Below are 17,442 nucleotides of genomic sequence, written 5' to 3'. Positions count from 1 at the left end.
AAATTTCAAAATTAATATAAATTACCAATGGAATTAGAAGCAAAATTATATGAAATAAAGAAACCAATAATGGTCCTAGGCACTTCCAGTGGAGCAGGCAAATCTTTAACAGTTACTGCTATTTGCAGGATTCTTAAAAATCTAGGAGAAGAACCAATCCCTTTTAAAGGGCAAAATATGAGTAACAACGCTTGGGTTGATTGGGAAGGTGGAGAGATGGCATATTCACAAGCTCTTCAAGCCTTTGCTTGTGGTATTAATCCCTCTACAGAGATGAATCCAATTTTATTAAAACCACAAGGAAATTCAATAAGTGAGGTTATTCACCTAGGTAAAAGTGTAGGAACAACAACTGCAAAAGATTACTACCAAGATTGGTTTATTCCTGGCTGGGAAGTAATAAAAAAAAGTTTAAAGTCTATTTATAAGCGGAATCCAAATTGTCGATTAATTATTGAAGGGGCTGGAAGTCCTGTAGAGATGAATTTGATTCATAGAGATCTGACTAATTTAAGAGTTGCTAAGTACTTAAATGCAAATTGCATTTTGGTTACTGATATTGAAAGGGGAGGAGTATTTGCACAAATAATAGGGACCCTTGAATTAATGAAACCAGAAGAAAAAAAACTTATTAAGGGAATTATTATAAATAGATTCAGAGGAGATCTTTCATTATTTGAAGACGGGAAAAAATGGATAGAGAATAAAACTCAAATCCCTGTTATTGGAATTATTCCATGGTTAAATGATTCATTTCCACCAGAGGATTCTTTAGATTTAATAGAAAAAAAATCACTTTTTAAAAATCCTGACATCAAAGTTGGGATTATAAAATTACCATCTATTAGTAACTTTTCAGATTTTGATCCACTCGATAATGAAGAAACAATATTAATTGAATGGATTAGAAAATCACAGAACCTAAATAAGTATGACTTCATTATTCTGCCCGGCAGTAAACAAACGATTAAAGATCAAATATTTCTTGAAAATTCTGGCTTATCTCAGGATATAAGGGACTATTCAAATAACAAAGGAAATATTATTGGAATATGTGGAGGTTTACAAATGTTAGGGACTACACTTGAAGACCCTTATCTTAAAGAGGGTTCCAAAAATTACTCTGAACAAAAAATTAAAGGTATTGGATTACTACCATTAAAAACGACTTTCTTTAAAAAAAAATTAACACGTCAAATCAACTCTGAATCTTTATGGCCATGCCACTCAGATATTAATGGATTTGAAATTCATAATGGTCAAACTGTATTAGATGAAATCCAAAGTTCATTAAAGATTAATCCTATATTTAAAGATTTAAATCTTGGTTGGTACAAAGAAAATAATAAAGGCGGAACTATTGCAGGAACATATATTCATGGGATCTTTGAAAATGACAGTTGGAGAGAGCAATATATTAATTTAATAAGGAAGAGTAAAAATTTACCAATATTAAGTAAAAAATCAATATCTTATAAAGAGAAGAGACAATTCATTATTGATAATCTTGCTAATGAATTCCACAAACATCTAAATCTCAAATCATTTTTAAGTTGAAAGAAACAAATATAAAAGTAATATGGCCAAACAATATAGAGACATTAGTTTCAGAAGGAGATGATTGGTTCTCTTCTGCTGAAAAAGCAGGTTTAGAAATACCAGCTGGGTGTTTCACAGGAAGTTGTGGTGCGTGTGAAATAGATGTAAATGGTGAAACAATAAGGGCTTGTATAAGTAATATTAAAAGTGATAGAAAATGTCCATTAAAAGTTTCCCTAACTACGGACCCTTTTTGGGAAAAATAAATATTCTGAGATCACTTAATAATAATTGAGCGTTTCCTCTTATTGACTCTTCCTATAGTAGTTATTCTGTTTGTATTAATAAACGGCGAAGATCTTTAAATGAATCTCTTCTTAGGGGATTGATACCCTATTTATTCAGAGAAATATTAGAAAAATAAGTTTAAGGCCCTAATAAATCAAAAACTTCTTTGTTCATGAAGTTTAATGCTTATTTAAAAAAACTAAATTCTTAACTCAAACCAAATCAGTCTTTAGATTTACGATATTTGTATATTTTTTACGAGAATTTTTGTCCTTTCTATAGCGTTATGAATTAAAAAATATGAGCTTGGTGGAGACTCAATAACTTTTAAGCTTGAACTATCTATTATCTGAATTTGACACTTAATTTTATTGCTACCTGAAAGATTTATTAATCTTAAGTCTTTTAAAGAACCATGGACATGATAAGAGGAACCGAATTTTTGTAAACTTTTAAATGGCATAGGAATATAGCCTTTTAATAAATAGAAAAAAAATATATTTACCTTACTCCAAATATCTAAGCCTTTATAGTTTATTTTTTCAAAGAAGTAATTATCATTTTCGTATACACCTTTAACTCTGAATTTTTCTTTTTCATCAGAAAAAAATATTTGGCTAAATATTAGAATATTTTTCTTAATTAAATACTGTATAACGGGATTGAATTTTGGAAAGTTTTTAACAATTTTATTATTAATTTTATAAATCCCTAAAAATATTTCTTTGTAATCATTTTTTTTTAAAAATGCTGATTCCAAGGAAGAAATATTTTTTTTAATAAGCTTGTTTTTTTGACTAAAAAAAATATTTTTCAAATCAATTAAAGGTATGCGATATAGGTAATGATCATAAAAATAAAATTGTTTTTGTTTTAAAATTTTTGATTTTATTAAAATCTTTGGAGTATTAAAAACTCCGAAACCTAACAAAATATTTCTAGTAAAAATTGGTTTATTTTTTGAAATAATCCTGATATTATTTTTATCTTTATCATATTCCAATTTTTCAATGAAATAATCCTTAAAAATTGGGATATTGTTTTGAATGCAAATTTTTTCTATTTCAATTCTTGGGTCTAAGATAGAGGGTGAAGAATATTTTTTAGAATTGGAGTTAATTAAAAATTGGCATCTAAGTTTTTCAAATTTAGTAACAAAAGAAGAAAAATTAAAACTCTCCAAAGAGTTATTCATCTCATATATTGAAAATATTTTTTTTATAAATTCATATTTCTTTCTTTCAGTAGAAGATTTTTTATCAAAACTTGGGAAAAACCCTCCACCCCAAAAACTAGCTAATCCCCCTAAATTATGTGTTGATAATATTGAAAGTTTGTAATCTATTGAAGAAGTTAGTATTGACTTATCTATTTGATTTTTTCTGATATTATTAGATACTTTTAAATGACTAAGTGAAAAGCTTTGATAATATTTCTTAGATACTTTTTTATTATTAAAATCTTTATTACTACAAATAATACATATTTTCAGATTAGATTTAAGACTTATTAAATATTTCAATGATGCAAGACATGATATTCCTCCTCCTAAAATAGAGATGTCAAATAGTTCTTCATTCATAATTTAACGTTACTTGTGATTTCTTATAATTTTTAATTATGGTCTGTTGTATCAATAATGAATAAGGCTTTTCTATTATGTCAATTAATCTCGTATTAATGTGAATTTTTTTTAGGATATTTATTATTGTTCTTAAAGAAAAAATTATTATACCAACAGGTAGAGGAAGTGAAAAATTTGTTTTGCACTTTTTTTCAAAATATAATCTTGGCACTAACGATAATTCAAAAATCATGAATAAAAAATAAGAGTAACATCTGTAAAGTTTTCCATTTTCTAATTTCTTATTTAAAAACATTAATAGATCATTAATCCTTGTTCCTGGAATTAAGATATGGTTATTTGAAAAATCCTTAATTGCAAACTTTGGAAAATTTCTTTTCCTTTTAGACAATAATAATTCATCATCTCTATTCATAGCCCATCCAATTCTAATCACAGAACCGTTATTTTTAAAAATAAGATTTTCTAATTTCCTTTTAGTATCTCTGTATGATGTAAAATAATTTGAATCTGGTTCAAAGGTTGAGAGAAAAATATATATAGAGTTGGGAAATATTTTCTTTGTCTCTTTTAAATTATTTAGATGAAGATTTGATTCTTCAATATAATTGTTACTTCCAATTAAACAATCTATAAATAAAATATCATTGTATTTATTTTTTATTGTTGATCTTAAATTTATTAATTTTGATAAAAGTCCCTTATTATTTATATCTTTCCATGAAATTGATTCGTATTCAAGATCATTTTTAACAAATTCTTTTCCTAGATTTTTGCTGACTTTTCCATATTTACCTAAAGTAACAAAAAGATTTTTTTTTACCATAAAAATATTTTCAATTTAAATTAATTTTATATTAACTCTTAGATTAAAAATAATTATAAATTTCTCCCAACCAAATTTTTTTTTAATTGTATATATGTAAATCTAAGATTCATGCCAACGGTCTTTAAATTGAAATATCGAAGATGTACAAAATATAATCCTTTTTATGGAGATAAGATAAATAAAATTTTATAATAAAGGATTCTTGTAAGTTACTACGGAGAGGGTGTTAGTTGATGTGGTTTCATCAGATATTATCAGACACCAACTGACACCCATATTTTACAAATTAGGTCTAATTCCCCCAACATTTCCCCCAACACTTCAGAATGTTGAGTAAATAAAAATTAGAGAAAAACGAAATTTATATTTCATTTTTAATATTTAGATTAAATTAAGCATTAATTGGAGGTTGGATTGCGGTTTCTGTATGAAATGGACGCAGACCTCCCTAATCTTCTTCGAGATCTACCCACATACAATCTAATGATTCACTCTTTGATATAAATCCTTTTTCATAATTCCAATCACACCAAATAAAATTACTTGCAATAAAGACCATAAATAATATTGAAGGGATAATTAAAATTGCAACAGGTAAAGTCAAACTTTTCAAAATCCAAAGAATTAGACTCCCGTCCTTGTTTTTATGCTCCTTCATTAAAAATTGAGAATAATATTAATCTTAAACACCAAAGAAATAAAATATTTATTATGATAATCTTTATAAAAATTACAGATGAAAAAATTACTTATACCTTCAGTATTTGTAATTAGTTTATTTGGATTAATTTATCCAACTGAAAAAGAAAATACTAACCTTACTGATTATTGTTTCTCACTAGAGAAAATAGTGGCAAAAAATACATTTGATAGTACAAACAAAATAGATGGTACAACTAAAATGATTGCCAAAGGAGTTGCATCTTTTGGTGTTGAAAATTCAAGAGGCGATTTAACTACAAAAATAATTGAAACATTCAAATCAGAATCTGAGGATTCTTTTGTTAAGTTAATTCCTACAAAAATATATTGTCTTGGTGGATATTGGATTGAAAAGTTTCAACCTGGTACATTTGAATCAATATTTTATGGAGCAATTCAACAAGTGGTCAAAGAAACTTATTCAGATTTAAAAGAAGATATTGAAGATAATGTAAACAACCTAATTAACGATTTAAATAAAGGTTACAAATCCCTTCAAAAAGAATTCAATAATATTTTTGATTAAATCATAAATTTTTTATTAGTTTTTCTAAATAAGGAGTTATGAAAGAAAATAAATTACTCTCAAGTGAAGAATTTTTAACTTTAGGAATTTCAAAACTTAATAATGGAAAATTTGATTTAGCAATTAAAGACCTTAATAAATCAATTAAATTAAATCCAAAAAATCCTGATGCTTTTTCAAAAAGAGATTATGCAAATAAAAAATTAGGTAATTTTGCAAATGCGATAGAAGACTACAAAAAAGAATATGAATTGGACCCAAACTGTCCTATGGCAAATTTTGATATGGGAATTATATTTTTTGAGATGAACAAATTTATAAAGCAATAGAGCATTTTTCAATATCTATTAAAATTGATGAAAATTTTGTGGATGCCTATAAATTCAGATATAAAAGTAGAAAACAAATAAATGACGACAAAGGGGCAAATAGTGATTTAATTAAAATAGATCAGATAATAAATCTTAATTCAAAGGAAACTAAAACTTCAGATAAAAAAAATAGAATCTTTCAAAACATATTTTTATAAAGTTTCAAAGTGGTATTTTGCCATTTTACTAATTTATTTATTTGTTTTGATATTTCTTTACGCAGTTAATTTGCAACCTTGGCAACCCGGAGACGGGTTTGGAAGTACTAGTTTCTTAATGTGGTTTAATTCTTTTGACTCCTCAAAATTTATCGCAAATTCAATCCTTTTTTATTTTTTATATCTAATTTTAGTCTCTTAGGTGGAGAAGATTGAGGCTATATATCTAAATTTAATATCGTTTTTGGCAGCATTATTTTTATGCTATTTTTTTTAAATTTTTTTAGTAATGTCGAAGTATTATTAATTGGTACAACTCTTATACCAGTCGGGGTTTTTATGCGGATTTATGATTCGAAGTAATTTAAAATTATTTCTGCAGAATCAAACCCATTCCCCCAACATTTCCCCCAACATTTCCACCAACACTTTTTAAATATTAAAGGTTTGATCTTCTCTGAATCAACCTGACATTATCAGAAACTGTTTTTAAGAAGAAAATAAAATAATTATTGCTACAGCAGTAATTTACAAAAATTTTGACTCTAACAGAATGCCTCTGACAGAGTCAGACACTAAAACAAATCCGGAGAGGGTGGGATTCGAACCCACGAATAGTTTCCTATTAAACGATTTCGAGTCGTTCGCTTTCGACCACTCAGCCACCTCTCCTCCTCTTATAATTATGAATCTAATAAGAAGATAAGTTATTATCTAACTTATTATCTTAATTTTTAATTCCATCCTGCATCTTTCATTAATCTTATTGCCATAGAGTTATATTCTCCAAGTTCTTCTACAGTAACCGTATCAGGAAAAAATTCTCCAAAATTTTTGACAATATTGTTTTGATTAACTTCTTTTAATGGATGTTCAAAAGTTGGAGCAGCGAGCCCTTTACTTCCTCTCGGGGACGCTAAAAACTCAAGAAGCTTGATAGCTTCATCTTTATTTTTTGCGTATTTAGCTACACCACCACCACTAATATTTACATGGGCAGGATTTGGAGTGACTACGGATGTTCGCTTTGCATATAAAGAATCTCTTCTTCCATTAACACCAGCTAACATTCTTGCGACATAATAATGATTAACAATTCCTACTCCACATTTTTTCTTAGAAACGGCTCTAATTATTGAAATATCACCAGGGAAGAAAGGTTGAGAAACATTATCAATCATTCCTTTTAACCAAGATTTAGTTTTTGATTCGCCTTTATTAACTATTTGATTAGCGACTAAAGATTGATTATATGGACTTTTTCTATTTCTTAAGCAAACTTTTCCTTTTAATGATGGATCAGCTAAGTCTGTATAGTCTCTAATCTTGCTAATATCGACAACTTTTGGATTTACAACCATAACTCTAACTCTTCTAGTTAATGCATACCATTCTTTGTTTCTGTCCTTTAATCCAGATGGGATATCATTTTCCAAAGACTTTGATTCAACACTTTGAAGCAAGCCAGCTTTAGCAGCATTTGTAATTCTCGCTGCATCTACCAACAATATTAAATCAGCCTGAGAATTCTTTCCCTCTCTTTTCAAGCGTTCAATTAAAGATATTCCTGCTGCCTCAATAAGTCTAACTTTGATTCCCGTTTCTTCTGCAAATTTTTTGTATATAGCTCTATCGGTGTTGTAATGTCTACCTGAAAAAACTCTGACTTCTTTTTCTGCTGAATTGGCAGGTACAGAAAAATTGAAAAGATATGAACAAGTTAGTGCGGAATAAATTAGTTTCTTTAGATTTTGCACTTTTTCAAAATAGTATCTATGGTTACTTTATATCTATCTTCACAACAAGGCCTCTAAAAGAGAGTTTCTATACATCAACTTGTATCATTTTTTATATCAAAAATGAATTATTTAACTCATCAACTATTAAATTCTGAAGAATTAGAAATGCTTAGAAAAAATCTAGGTAAAGAAAACTTATTTTGGGAAGATGGCAGACAAACTGCTGGGAGGTATGCGGCCAAAGTAAAAAATAATTTACAACTCAAAAGGGATTCAGATTTTTCAAAAAAATTTTCAGAATTGATCAAAAAAAAGATTCTTATTAATGAGCTAATTAAAAGCTTTGCTTTACCAAAAAAGGTTCATGGAACAATTTTCTCAAAATCAACAACTGGAATGAAATATGGACGTCATATTGATAATCCTTATATGTCTTCTGGGAGAGCAGACTTATCTTTTACAATTTTTTTAAATTGTAAAGACGATTATCAGGGTGGTGAGTTATCAATTGAGAATTTTAACTCAGAGGAAAAATTCAAATTAAATGCAGGAGAAATAATAATTTATCCTAGTACTTATTTACATTCTGTAGAAGAAGTTCTTTGGGGTGAAAGATTGGTTTTGATTGGTTGGATTGAAAGCTATATCAAAAGCATTGAAGAAAGAGAATATTTATTTGATCTGGACGCCGCAGCCAGATCATTACTTGCTAAACATGGAAGATCGGAAGAAGTAGATCTTATTTTTAAATCATATGCGAATCTTTTAAGGAGATTAGGGAGTTAATCTGAATCATTTTATACATCGAATAGAAAACTTTTTCTTTTTTCACTAAGATATTATTAATCTAAAATATATATGAAAAAGAAAAATTCTATTGCAATATTTCTCGCAGCTACAAGTGCAATTGCGATATCAACAACTGAAGACTTTTCTCTGAAGGCTGAAGAAAATGATTTAGGCGGATTAAAGGAATGGAACACAGATATGCCATTAGAAGCTGATTTTATTCTCGACGAGCAAGCGCAAAAACTCGCTGATGAAGCTGCTTCATCAAGTATGTGTATACCAATTGGAGAGGGAGAAAATTGTTGGTAATATTCTAATTTTTATTCATAACTAGAATTAATTCAAAAACTCTTTTTATACTATTCATAATTCAAAATCTCATAATTTCGTAAGAGAAAATAGTAAGAAAAAAAAACGCCCTTATGGGCGTTTAATTATTTTGATTAAATCAAATTAGAATTTGAGTGTAGTTTCAAGTACTGCACCGAATACATCATCACGAGATGTTCCATTTCTATCAGATCCACCAAAGATTGCTGGTGTGATAGTAACAGATTCATTGGTTTTAAATGAATAATATAATTCGTAAGCGAATGGATCTACAGTGCTTTCATTCTCATTTGTTGTTGGTTGTCCAAAAGCTATTCCGATTCTATCGTCAGCTTGGAACATGTCCTCCCAAGTTAGCCCTGCAAACCAGGCACTTGAGCTGTCCGATGCCGCTGGAGCTCCATCATAGCTTGTTGAATCAAATCCTAGTGAGATTGAAGGAGTTTTAGTACCTGTATCAGCAGGTCTCCACCATGATCTCAGGCCAATCGAAGTAAAACTGTCATTACCGGTAGGAGCATGATTCGCTGTGTGATAGTAAGTATCACTCCAACCATTAGTTTTCGAATTAACAATAGCTGATACTGACCATTGATCAGTTGTATAACCTACTTGATTAGCCCAAGATGTTGCTGATTCATTTGTAATGAATCCATTAGTAGTTCCATTTTGTTGAGATACTACATTAGAGCTTACCGCAAAGCCATTATCAGCTTTATATGCCCAACCAACACCAGAGTTAGTACTTGCTCCATATGCTTCACCATTACCACCAAGAGTAAATTGTTTTGTTACGGGCTTATAAATTGAAGGGGTAGTTCCATGCATATAATAGTTCTCAATTTTTGGTCCAATCCAGAATGTATTTTTGTCCCCTACTGGGAATTCATACCAGATTTTGTCAACCTTTAGTACATCTGCATTACCATTACCTGAACTCAGGTATGTTCCGTATGTTTTAGTAACACTATTACCAGCATGGTTTCCAGACTTTAATCTAATGTAAAGATTATCATCACCCGTAAAACTGGTGTTTAGGTTCATTTGAAGCATATATGCAGCTGTTACTGAGTCGTCTTTTGTTGCTGCACTGAGGTTGTGGTCTGTACCCATTAAAGTGAAAACAGCTTTACCGTCCATGGTTGTTGTATCTGAGAAGCCACCAGCTTCAAATTGATTTTGTCTGGCCTCAAGGCCATCAACACGGCCCTTAAGTTTGGCGATATCCTCGCTAACTTCGTTAATGAATGATTTACTGTCAAGTCTTGAAGATCTTTTTTGGCTAAGCGCATAGCTATCCATTTCTTCTAAGTTGACAATATCGGAAGCCTGAACAGCTATCGGAGCTATAAAGCCCAGAGATGCTCCTGCCACCAACATTTGTTGGAAGAGTTTCATTTTACCTCACACTAAAAGTAACCCTACGAAAAGGGTACCTATACTGTATCTGGCGTTACAAAAAAAGAAAGAATTATAAGTTTCATAGCAGCGTATCCTTTTATACAATCTAATCTTTTTTTTTATAATAATTACCCAAATTATTATTTGATTAATGGGTAGTCGAGGCATTCTCTTTCTTCAATCCAAGTTGATGCAACTTTTCTTGCTAATTTTCGAATCTTTTCAATATATTGAGCACGATCAGTAACTGAAATCACACCCCTCGCGTCTAGCAAATTGAAAGTATGACTACATTTCAGAACGAAATCTAGTGCAGGATAAGTTAATTTATTCTCTATTAAAGAACTTGCCTCAGACTGATAAATTTCAAAAAGTTTTCTGAGGTTATCAGGATTAGATGCATTAAAGTTATATGAACATTGACTTTTTTCAAATTGAAGCCAAATATCACTATATTTCAAATTTTTGTTCCAGTTGAGATCCCAAATACTCTCCTTATCTTGCAAAAACATTGCAATCCTCTCCAAGCCATAAGTAATTTCAATAGGGATTGGATTACAATCCAAGCCCCCGCATTGTTGAAAATAAGTAAATTGAGTTACTTCCATGCCATCCAACCATACTTCCCAACCTACTCCCCAGGCTCCAAGTGTAGGAGACTCCCAATTATCTTCAACAAATCTTATGTCATGGTTTCTAGGATTTATTCCTAGAGATTCTAAAGATGTTAAAAATTTTTCCTGTATTTTATCTGGAGAAGGCTTGATTATTACTTGATATTGAAAGTAATGTTGAGCTCTATTAGGATTATCGCCAAACCTTCCATCTGTTGGCCTTCGACATGGTTCCGAATAAGCAACACTCCAAGGTTCTGGTCCAATTGCCCTTAAGAATGTGTGAGGATTCATAGTGCCAGCACCTTTTTCAGTGTCATATGGCTGCATTATTAGACATCCTTCATTAGACCAAAATTTATTTAAGTTTTGAATTATGTCCTGAAAAAACATCTAATTAAAAAGTTGGAAGATTTGGATTAATTCCAATAATCATAATATCAAAGCTTGTTTCAAGAAAGAAAAAATCCTAGTCACACAAAAATATTTATTAAGACACAAATTTTAAATTAGTTAGTAAAAAAATCTAAGGGGAATGGCCCAAAAGTACTTGAATTCTTAGATTCATGGTCATACTGACAAGTTAATAAAATGCCTTCTCCAAGACCATTTTCAGATCTAACGAAAACATGACCAGTTTTTTGATTATATTTTAAAAAGACATTTCCATTAGCGAAAAGGTTTTCTAAACCACTAATAGTAACAAAGGAAAATTTTTTAGAAATTGATTTTAATGCTTCAACAGCTTCCATATTAGAAGGTGCCATTATCCCGATTGTAATCCAATCAGCATCCAAAATATTTGCTTTTAGTTGTTCTAATAATTTTTTTATTTGAATATTGCTTAATTCAGGAGCAGATCTAAAACTGTTTAAATCAACTAAATTATTTATTTCCATTAAATCAAAATTTAAAACAATAATTCTTAACCAAAGGTTTTTCCATTCCAAGCCCACATTGAAGAAGGGACATCGTAGAAAGATATATATATCTTATCTATTGATATTCCCATTTTTTCATGTACAAAATTTGATATTGGCTTTGCCATTTCTGAAGGATTTAAAGAACCTATTGACCTGATTTCTAAAAAGCAGCAATGGCTTTGATTGTCAAAATACATTTCGCAATTATCAGCTAATTTTGTCATTACAAATTTCTTTGATTTATTTGTTAAGGATGAAAAAAATACTGAAATATCTTCAAGTAGTTTTTTCTTATCATCAACTTTTATTGAAGTCGAAATATCAATATAAGGCATTTCTATGCAGCCAAATAATCTTTTTGAGAATCATTCTTTGGAGAAAGAGTTTTATTTTTTGAACTTCTTTTTGATGAAAGATATGCCATGTCATATGAAGTTATTCCATTTTTATAAGGATTGAAGAGAGAATTTTTTGACTTATTTTTTTTACTACTTCTAAAATTAATCATTTTTAATTAAATTATTAATTAAAATCTAACTTTTTTTAAGTGGATGTCTAGTTTTTTTTAAAATTTTTAATTAATTTAACCAAGATATATCACTTAAACACAAAAGGGTTTTATATTTTCTAAATTTTATATAGAGTTAAAAGTCATTAGTTTTGCAAGTTTTAAATAATTATCAAAGGAAGAAAATTGATGAAAGAAATGATCAAGAATTTTATTCTGATCCAAAATTTGTTTATCATCTAGATGCGAACTTCAGAAAATACCTAACAGGTGTTTACGAAACTGAAATAGCTGCTTGTTCCACTGTTCTTGATTTAATGTCCAGTTGGGATAGTTATTTACCTAAAGGGAAAAAATACAAAAAGATTATTGGGCATGGACTAAATAAACAGGAACTTGAAAGAAACAAGGTATTTGACTCTTATTGGATACAAAATTTCAACTTAAATCAAGAAATTCCCTTAGATAGCTCAAGTGTTGATTATTGTTTAATGGTAGCTGCATGGCAATATTTACAATATCCCGAGAATCTAACAAAAGAAATTGGTAGAATTTTAAGTGAAAACGGCAAGATTATAATTTCTTTTTCAAATAGAGCTTTTTGGCATAAGGCTCCCCACATTTGGACTTCATCTTCTGAGGAAGAGAGAGTTAAATATGTAAGGAAAGTATTAATCACAAACGGTTTTAACGAACCCAAAATTATTAAAAAGTTCAATCAACAAGACCTTAATATTTTTAATTTTTTTAATAAAGATCCCTTTTATTGCTTAATTGCGTCTAAGGATAAATAATAAAGTAATTACATTTACGAACGACATTAAAAGTTAGAACTCATAGCCATGCTTTTTAATTTTTACTAGTATTGGATAGTTAAAATAATCATATGGGTTCCAAAAGAGAAAAATATCCTGAAAAATGCCCATGGGATCTTGGCCCTAATCAGCATTTAGCCAAAGAAGAAAACTGGACTTTAAGGTTAGGAGAAGCAAACGTATGTTTTAGCAAAAATAAATTAGATAATAACTATTTTCATGTGATTAGTAATGAAAAAGAAGAACAAATCCTAGCGTTCAGAGCAAGACTTCTTTATCAAAAACTACTTGATAAAGGATTTAGATTGGTTGAATAAAGCTCATTTCAACAAAGAAAGATCCTCAAAAACAAATTTTTGTATTTCTTCTTCTTGATTTTTATTTAAGTATTTTATTGTTCTCGAATTTAATATCCAATAATCCTTTTTACCTATATTTACAAACTCATCCTGGTATTCCAATTTTTGAGATTTGGCCTTAAGTGTATCAGGGTCAATTTGTTGACTACTGTATTTTTTACTAAGGGTACCTATTCCTGTATCAAAGAATTCTTCAACAAAGATTTCAATTATGGTTCCATGAATTTTTCTATAGACCATATTAATACATTCATTTTTAACTCTATATTTATCTCCATGATTCTTACCTGAAATACTCATTTCAATTCCACTTTCAGAATTTTTAAGTAAATTAAAATTATTTTCTGAATGAATAGATTCGAATTCTCTCTTTACCCTATGAATACACACTTCAAATAATTGAGAAGAAATACTTTTAACAATTTTCTCATCATCTATTTCTTGAATATTAGGTTTAAAGTCATTACCTAATAAGAAGCTACCTTTGTGAATATTATCATTAATCAAAAAAATACATTTACCTTGGTAACCATTAAATTCATTCTTCCAGGTATACCTATTTTCATAAGCCTTTCTGAAAATCTCTTTACAATTAATATCTTTTATATTATCCATAAATTTATGAATATCTTTAGAAATTCTACAAAAAAAAACTCTCCATTAGAGGAGAGTTTTTTTTATCAGATTAAATTAGTTTTGGGTAATTTTTGTATTTTCAATATTGTCAAAAGCTTGACCAATTTTCTTAAAGTCAAATCCCATTGCTCTTAGTGCGTGCCAAAGATGACCTTGTAAAAAGAAGAAACCCAAATAAAAATGAGTATTAGCAAGCCAAGCTCTTGAGCTATATAATCCTGAACCCAAATCAACTGTATCGGTAAAATAAGGGGCAAATTCAAATTGAAGCTTTAAAGGCTCTCCATATAGATCAATTGGATATATGGTTGTATTTGAAGCACACCAAAAAGCAGCAACAAAAGCCATATAAGAAACACCAACCACTGAATATGACAAGATTGCCTCGGCGCCAAGTAATCCTTTACCTTTAAATTCTGTATATTCTCCAAATTGTTTAGTACAAATATGGAAAACTCCTCCTATTATTTCAAGGAAAGCTAGAAAAGCATGTCCTCCCATAACATCTTCCAGACTATCGATTTTTAAAAAATCAAATTGATGATTCCAGATAGCGGAGATATCTAAATTGTAAATAACTTGCCTTGTAGAACCTATTACTGGGTCGTAAATGCCATGAATACGAGCCCATTCAACGAACATAATTGCTCCAAGTCCAAGAAAGATTAGATGATGGCCAAGAATAAAAGTCAATTTATCTGGATCATCCCATTCAAAATCAAATTTTTGTGGCTTACTGTTTTCTGGATAGTCTCCAAGATCACCTGCAAATTTATTTGAGTGTAATAATCCCCCAGCACCCAATACTGCTGAAAAAATAAGATGTAATGTGCAAATTACAACTATTCCATATGGCTCTGTAATAACACCATTTTCAACGCCACCAATTCCAATACCCGCAAGGTGGGGCAAAACAATTGCTTTTTGTGAGCCTATTGGAATATTGGCGTCGTAACGAGCCAATTCAAATAATCCAAAAGCTCCTGCCCAGAACATCATTAAACCTGCATGGGCAGCATGAGCAGCTATGAATTTACCTGAACGGCCAACAACACCAGAATTCCCAGCGTACCAGTCATAGGTGACATCAGATTTTCCGTAAGTTTGTAACACTTGATTTAAGTAAACAGCAAATTGAGCATATTGCTTATCAGTATTGTTTTTACATGTTCTTTACAGATTTAATTACTTATGTAAAAAAAACATATTGTGAAAGAACAAATGTTACAAATCAGGAACGAATATCCGAGAAGGCTTACGTAAGTGAGGGTATTTCATTCTTAAGCTGAGAAGCCCATGTTTCAAGACGTGAATCGGTCAAATCAGATTCGCTATCCTCATCGAGTGGTAATCCACAAAAGTTTTCTCCCATAACACTTTTAGACTCATCAAATGTATAAGAAGATTTATCTACATAGCCAACCATTTCGGCGCCTGCTTTAGTGAAGTAGCTATGAAGTTCTTCCATGGCATCACAATAATTTTCTGTATAGGTAGAAGAATCTCCCAAACCAAAAATTGCAACCTTTTTCCCCGACAAACTTAGTTCTCCAATATCCTCCAAGATTGAATCCCATGCAGTTCCTGATCTTTCTTCATCTGCTCCAGTATTCCAAGTTGGAATTCCACAGATAATTCCATCAAGGCTCTCAAACTCAGAAAGATCATCGACATCGGATACATCCTTAGGTGCTTCTGCTGAAGAAATAAAGTTGTGAAGACGATCAGCTACATCTTCCGTTTTTCCAGTTGTAGTTGCGTAATAAATTCCTACAGTCATAACTTCAAAATGTTTACCTTAAAATAATAAAATCTAAAAACCTTAAATCAATTTCTTTAAAAACCTTTTCATGTAAAATTTTATACTAAATTAAGGTAAGAAAAATTTTTTGAGGATAATTCATAAAAAACATTAAAAAAATCGTGGCTGACAAACTACAAAACGATATCAATAAAATTGTTAATGAATTTAATTTTAAAGGGAGAAAAAAATTTAAATTAATTATTTTATTTGGATTATTAGGTGATTTTGATAGTTTTGAATATGCAATTAATTTGAAAAAATTTATCGATAATAATCAAGACAAACATTTAGATATTTTTGCTTTAGCAATTGGTAACGAAAATGGGAAGGAAAAATTCTGCAACTTTACTGGCTTTCATAAAGAGAATTTAGCAGTTGTCACTCATAACCAAATCCACAATAAGCTAAATATTTCTAAAGGGATAGATATAGGTTTAGGTGGTTGGATTAATATGCTTTTGATGCTTTCTGGGATAAATTCTTTTGGAACAATCAAAGAAGTTCTTAGAGGTTATACAGGAGACCGTAAAGCAAAACAAATCTATTCAGAATTTGACAATATTGAAATTTTAAAATTCTTAAAATTTTCAGGTAATTCTTTTAAAGCGTTTTTCGGGAATGGTTATTTGAGACCCTTTGAATTAGCAACTTTTAGATTAAATAATATGAATGAAATAATCCAAAACTGGGGTGATTACATTCTTCATGAAAAATATCTTCCTCAGAGAGGTGCTTCTTTTTTATTAGATGAGGATAAAGTTGTGTATAAATTTTTTTCAAATGATGTACTTGGATATTCATCAAATATGAGGGACCCTTTAAGATTTTTATCTGATTTAGACTTAATTAAAGAAAATATTTTTTAAAAACCTTTATGAATGTAGACTTATTCGGATATTTCGCCGCGATTTTAACAACAGCTGCATTTCTTCCTCAATTGATAAAGACTTTAAAAACAAAGAAGGCAGATGATGTTTCATTAACGACTTTGATAATGTTCATTATTGGGGTTTTATCTTGGATTATTTACGGATATAAAATTTCTTCTACACCAATTTTGTTAGCAAATTTAATTACCTTAATCTTAAATCTCTTGATATTAATATCAAAAATTTATTTTTCAAAAATTTAAAGTGATCTAAAATTGTCTTAAAAGTATTAATAAATAAGTTTTTAATTTATTTTGATTATTATATATTTAAATTTTAAAGATCTTGAAAACATCAAAATGCTGGGTTTGGTTTAAAGGTAGCCTTAACAGTGGTGGTTTTTGGAAAGAAGGCTTTACTTGTACTTTTGATGAGAAACCAGGAGTTATAATTGAAAGCCCTGCCTACGTAACCTGTAGAGTTCCAAACTGGAGAGTTTCGACTAAGGAACCAGATGATACATATAAATCTCCTTTAATTCCTGAAAAAGCGATCTGGAAGATAATTTAATTAGCCGAACATGATAAAATTTTTTTGACTGCGCTACGGCAAGTTAATATTGCATTATTAAATATTTAATAAATACCATCTATTCTC

General features: G+C 29.7%; 23 protein-coding genes and 1 tRNA gene. 11 read left to right on the top strand and 13 right to left on the bottom strand.

Annotation, left to right across the window (positions count from 1 at the left end; all coding sequences use genetic code 11):
• Positions 1–27 precede the first annotated feature (27 nt).
• Both JJ842_08325 and JJ842_08320 read left to right on the top strand, forming a co-directional pair.
• Positions 28–1,557: a cobyric acid synthase gene (locus tag JJ842_08325; GenBank protein ID MBO6971915.1), complete on the top strand. Its 1,530-nt coding sequence runs from the start codon at positions 28–30 to the stop codon at positions 1,555–1,557.
• Positions 1,554–1,805 (top strand): 2Fe-2S iron-sulfur cluster binding domain-containing protein, encoded by a 252-nt coding sequence (locus JJ842_08320; GenBank protein MBO6971914.1) that lies wholly within the window; start codon positions 1,554–1,556, stop codon positions 1,803–1,805. The genes JJ842_08325 and JJ842_08320 overlap by 4 nt, the downstream gene beginning before the upstream one ends.
• A 257-nt stretch (positions 1,806–2,062) precedes the next feature.
• Here the strand turns inward: JJ842_08320 and JJ842_08315 are convergent, their stop codons facing one another.
• From JJ842_08315 to JJ842_08305, 3 genes are all read right to left on the bottom strand, one after another.
• A complete protein-coding gene (locus JJ842_08315) occupies positions 2,063–3,409 on the bottom strand; it encodes a hypothetical protein (protein MBO6971913.1) in 1,347 nt (448 codons plus the stop codon).
• Positions 3,402–4,238 carry a hypothetical protein gene (locus JJ842_08310; GenBank protein ID MBO6971912.1) on the bottom strand — a complete coding sequence of 279 codons (837 nt, stop codon included), beginning with the start codon at positions 4,236–4,238 and terminating at the stop codon, positions 3,402–3,404. The genes JJ842_08315 and JJ842_08310 overlap by 8 nt, the downstream gene beginning before the upstream one ends.
• Positions 4,239–4,689: 451 nt before the next feature.
• The gene (locus JJ842_08305) at positions 4,690–4,854 is read right to left on the bottom strand and encodes a hypothetical protein (protein ID MBO6971911.1); all 165 of its coding nucleotides are present in this window, start codon (positions 4,852–4,854) and stop codon (positions 4,690–4,692) included.
• A 123-nt stretch (positions 4,855–4,977) separates the two neighbouring features.
• On the opposite strand from JJ842_08305, the gene JJ842_08300 reads away from it, so the two are divergent.
• The gene (locus tag JJ842_08300; protein MBO6971910.1) at positions 4,978–5,469 is read left to right on the top strand and encodes a carbon storage regulator CsrA; all 492 of its coding nucleotides are present in this window, start codon (positions 4,978–4,980) and stop codon (positions 5,467–5,469) included.
• A gap of 38 nt (positions 5,470–5,507) precedes the next feature.
• Positions 5,508–5,798 carry a tetratricopeptide repeat protein gene (locus tag JJ842_08295; protein MBO6971909.1) on the top strand — a complete coding sequence of 97 codons (291 nt, stop codon included), beginning with the start codon at positions 5,508–5,510 and terminating at the stop codon, positions 5,796–5,798.
• A 787-nt stretch (positions 5,799–6,585) separates the two neighbouring features.
• Here JJ842_08295 and JJ842_08290 read toward each other — a convergent pair.
• Together JJ842_08290 and JJ842_08285 are read right to left on the bottom strand one after the other, a co-directional pair.
• Positions 6,586–6,670 (bottom strand) — tRNA-Ser (locus tag JJ842_08290).
• Between the two features lie 62 nt (positions 6,671–6,732).
• A complete protein-coding gene (locus JJ842_08285; protein MBO6971908.1) occupies positions 6,733–7,755 on the bottom strand; it encodes an extracellular solute-binding protein in 1,023 nt (340 codons plus the stop codon).
• Positions 7,756–7,857: 102 nt separating this feature from the next.
• On the opposite strand from JJ842_08285, the gene JJ842_08280 reads away from it, so the two are divergent.
• Positions 7,858–8,523, top strand: a complete 666-nt coding sequence (locus JJ842_08280; GenBank protein MBO6971907.1) for a Fe2+-dependent dioxygenase — start codon at positions 7,858–7,860, stop codon at positions 8,521–8,523.
• Between the two features lie 72 nt (positions 8,524–8,595).
• Positions 8,596–8,835 (top strand): hypothetical protein, encoded by a 240-nt coding sequence (locus JJ842_08275; GenBank protein ID MBO6971906.1) that lies wholly within the window; start codon positions 8,596–8,598, stop codon positions 8,833–8,835.
• Positions 8,836–8,979: 144 nt separating this feature from the next.
• Here the strand turns inward: JJ842_08275 and JJ842_08270 are convergent, their stop codons facing one another.
• The 5 genes from JJ842_08270 to JJ842_08250 form a co-directional block, all read right to left on the bottom strand.
• Positions 8,980–10,254, bottom strand: a complete 1,275-nt coding sequence (locus JJ842_08270; GenBank protein MBO6971905.1) for an iron uptake porin — start codon at positions 10,252–10,254, stop codon at positions 8,980–8,982.
• Positions 10,255–10,397: 143 nt separating this feature from the next.
• Complete coding sequence (gene glyQ / locus JJ842_08265) at positions 10,398–11,264, bottom strand: glycine--tRNA ligase subunit alpha (protein ID MBO6971904.1); 867 nt, start codon at positions 11,262–11,264, stop codon at positions 10,398–10,400.
• 116 nt (positions 11,265–11,380) lie between these two features.
• Complete coding sequence (locus tag JJ842_08260; protein MBO6971903.1) at positions 11,381–11,770, bottom strand: DUF1824 family protein; 390 nt, start codon at positions 11,768–11,770, stop codon at positions 11,381–11,383.
• A gap of 26 nt (positions 11,771–11,796) precedes the next feature.
• The gene (locus JJ842_08255) at positions 11,797–12,129 is read right to left on the bottom strand and encodes a hypothetical protein (protein ID MBO6971902.1); all 333 of its coding nucleotides are present in this window, start codon (positions 12,127–12,129) and stop codon (positions 11,797–11,799) included.
• Positions 12,130–12,131: 2 nt separating this feature from the next.
• Positions 12,132–12,302 (bottom strand): hypothetical protein, encoded by a 171-nt coding sequence (locus JJ842_08250; GenBank protein MBO6971901.1) that lies wholly within the window; start codon positions 12,300–12,302, stop codon positions 12,132–12,134.
• Positions 12,303–12,454: 152 nt separating this feature from the next.
• On the opposite strand from JJ842_08250, the gene JJ842_08245 reads away from it, so the two are divergent.
• Both JJ842_08245 and JJ842_08240 read left to right on the top strand, forming a co-directional pair.
• Entirely contained in the window at positions 12,455–13,096 is a 642-nt protein-coding gene (locus tag JJ842_08245) for a methyltransferase domain-containing protein (protein MBO6971900.1), read from the top strand.
• A 92-nt stretch (positions 13,097–13,188) separates the two neighbouring features.
• Entirely contained in the window at positions 13,189–13,434 is a 246-nt protein-coding gene (locus JJ842_08240) for a hypothetical protein (GenBank protein MBO6971899.1), read from the top strand.
• A gap of 3 nt (positions 13,435–13,437) precedes the next feature.
• Here the strand turns inward: JJ842_08240 and JJ842_08235 are convergent, their stop codons facing one another.
• The 3 genes from JJ842_08235 to fldA form a co-directional block, all read right to left on the bottom strand.
• The gene (locus JJ842_08235) at positions 13,438–14,091 is read right to left on the bottom strand and encodes a DUF3386 domain-containing protein (protein MBO6971898.1); all 654 of its coding nucleotides are present in this window, start codon (positions 14,089–14,091) and stop codon (positions 13,438–13,440) included.
• A gap of 75 nt (positions 14,092–14,166) precedes the next feature.
• Positions 14,167–15,225 (bottom strand): chlorophyll a/b binding light-harvesting protein, encoded by a 1,059-nt coding sequence (locus JJ842_08230; GenBank protein ID MBO6971897.1) that lies wholly within the window; start codon positions 15,223–15,225, stop codon positions 14,167–14,169.
• 142 nt (positions 15,226–15,367) lie between these two features.
• Positions 15,368–15,892 (bottom strand): flavodoxin FldA, encoded by a 525-nt coding sequence (fldA, locus tag JJ842_08225; protein MBO6971896.1) that lies wholly within the window; start codon positions 15,890–15,892, stop codon positions 15,368–15,370.
• A 143-nt stretch (positions 15,893–16,035) separates the two neighbouring features.
• Between fldA and JJ842_08220 the strand changes: the two genes are divergently transcribed.
• The 3 genes from JJ842_08220 (at position 16,036) to JJ842_08210 (ending at position 17,355) form a co-directional block, all read left to right on the top strand.
• The gene (locus JJ842_08220) at positions 16,036–16,782 is read left to right on the top strand and encodes a hypothetical protein (protein MBO6971895.1); all 747 of its coding nucleotides are present in this window, start codon (positions 16,036–16,038) and stop codon (positions 16,780–16,782) included.
• An 8-nt stretch (positions 16,783–16,790) separates the two neighbouring features.
• Positions 16,791–17,048 carry a SemiSWEET transporter gene (locus JJ842_08215; GenBank protein MBO6971894.1) on the top strand — a complete coding sequence of 86 codons (258 nt, stop codon included), beginning with the start codon at positions 16,791–16,793 and terminating at the stop codon, positions 17,046–17,048.
• An 82-nt stretch (positions 17,049–17,130) separates the two neighbouring features.
• Positions 17,131–17,355, top strand: coding sequence for a hypothetical protein (locus tag JJ842_08210; GenBank protein ID MBO6971893.1), 225 nt, complete (start codon positions 17,131–17,133; stop codon positions 17,353–17,355).
• Positions 17,356–17,442: the final 87 nt, after the last annotated feature.

Origin of the sequence: Prochlorococcus marinus CUG1433 (genome assembly GCA_017644425.1) — a bacterium.
Taxonomy (GTDB): Bacteria; Cyanobacteriota; Cyanobacteriia; order PCC-6307; family Cyanobiaceae; genus Prochlorococcus_A; species Prochlorococcus_A marinus_U.
The sequence above is the reverse complement of the archived record's forward strand: the minus strand, read 5'-3'. Positions and strand labels throughout refer to the sequence as shown.

Excerpts from the sequence above, each read along its gene's own strand:
- JJ842_08325 (MBO6971915.1), top strand. The coding sequence starts at position 28 with ATGGAATTAGAAGCAAAATTATATGAAATAAAGAAACCAATAATGGTC.
- glyQ (MBO6971904.1), bottom strand. The coding sequence starts at position 11,264 with ATGTTTTTTCAGGACATAATTCAAAACTTAAATAAATTTTGGTCTAAT.
- JJ842_08270 (MBO6971905.1), bottom strand. The coding sequence starts at position 10,254 with ATGAAACTCTTCCAACAAATGTTGGTGGCAGGAGCATCTCTGGGCTTT.
- JJ842_08280 (MBO6971907.1), top strand. The coding sequence starts at position 7,858 with ATGAATTATTTAACTCATCAACTATTAAATTCTGAAGAATTAGAAATG.
- JJ842_08215 (MBO6971894.1), top strand. The coding sequence starts at position 16,791 with ATGAATGTAGACTTATTCGGATATTTCGCCGCGATTTTAACAACAGCT.
- JJ842_08240 (MBO6971899.1), top strand. The coding sequence starts at position 13,189 with ATGGGTTCCAAAAGAGAAAAATATCCTGAAAAATGCCCATGGGATCTT.
- JJ842_08310 (MBO6971912.1), bottom strand. The coding sequence starts at position 4,238 with ATGGTAAAAAAAAATCTTTTTGTTACTTTAGGTAAATATGGAAAAGTC.
- JJ842_08255 (MBO6971902.1), bottom strand. The coding sequence starts at position 12,129 with ATGCCTTATATTGATATTTCGACTTCAATAAAAGTTGATGATAAGAAA.
- JJ842_08300 (MBO6971910.1), top strand. The coding sequence starts at position 4,978 with ATGAAAAAATTACTTATACCTTCAGTATTTGTAATTAGTTTATTTGGA.
- JJ842_08250 (MBO6971901.1), bottom strand. The coding sequence starts at position 12,302 with ATGATTAATTTTAGAAGTAGTAAAAAAAATAAGTCAAAAAATTCTCTC.
- JJ842_08260 (MBO6971903.1), bottom strand. The coding sequence starts at position 11,770 with ATGGAAATAAATAATTTAGTTGATTTAAACAGTTTTAGATCTGCTCCT.
- JJ842_08235 (MBO6971898.1), bottom strand. The coding sequence starts at position 14,091 with ATGGATAATATAAAAGATATTAATTGTAAAGAGATTTTCAGAAAGGCT.
- JJ842_08295 (MBO6971909.1), top strand. The coding sequence starts at position 5,508 with ATGAAAGAAAATAAATTACTCTCAAGTGAAGAATTTTTAACTTTAGGA.
- JJ842_08275 (MBO6971906.1), top strand. The coding sequence starts at position 8,596 with ATGAAAAAGAAAAATTCTATTGCAATATTTCTCGCAGCTACAAGTGCA.
- fldA (MBO6971896.1), bottom strand. The coding sequence starts at position 15,892 with ATGACTGTAGGAATTTATTACGCAACTACAACTGGAAAAACGGAAGAT.
- JJ842_08315 (MBO6971913.1), bottom strand. The coding sequence starts at position 3,409 with ATGAATGAAGAACTATTTGACATCTCTATTTTAGGAGGAGGAATATCA.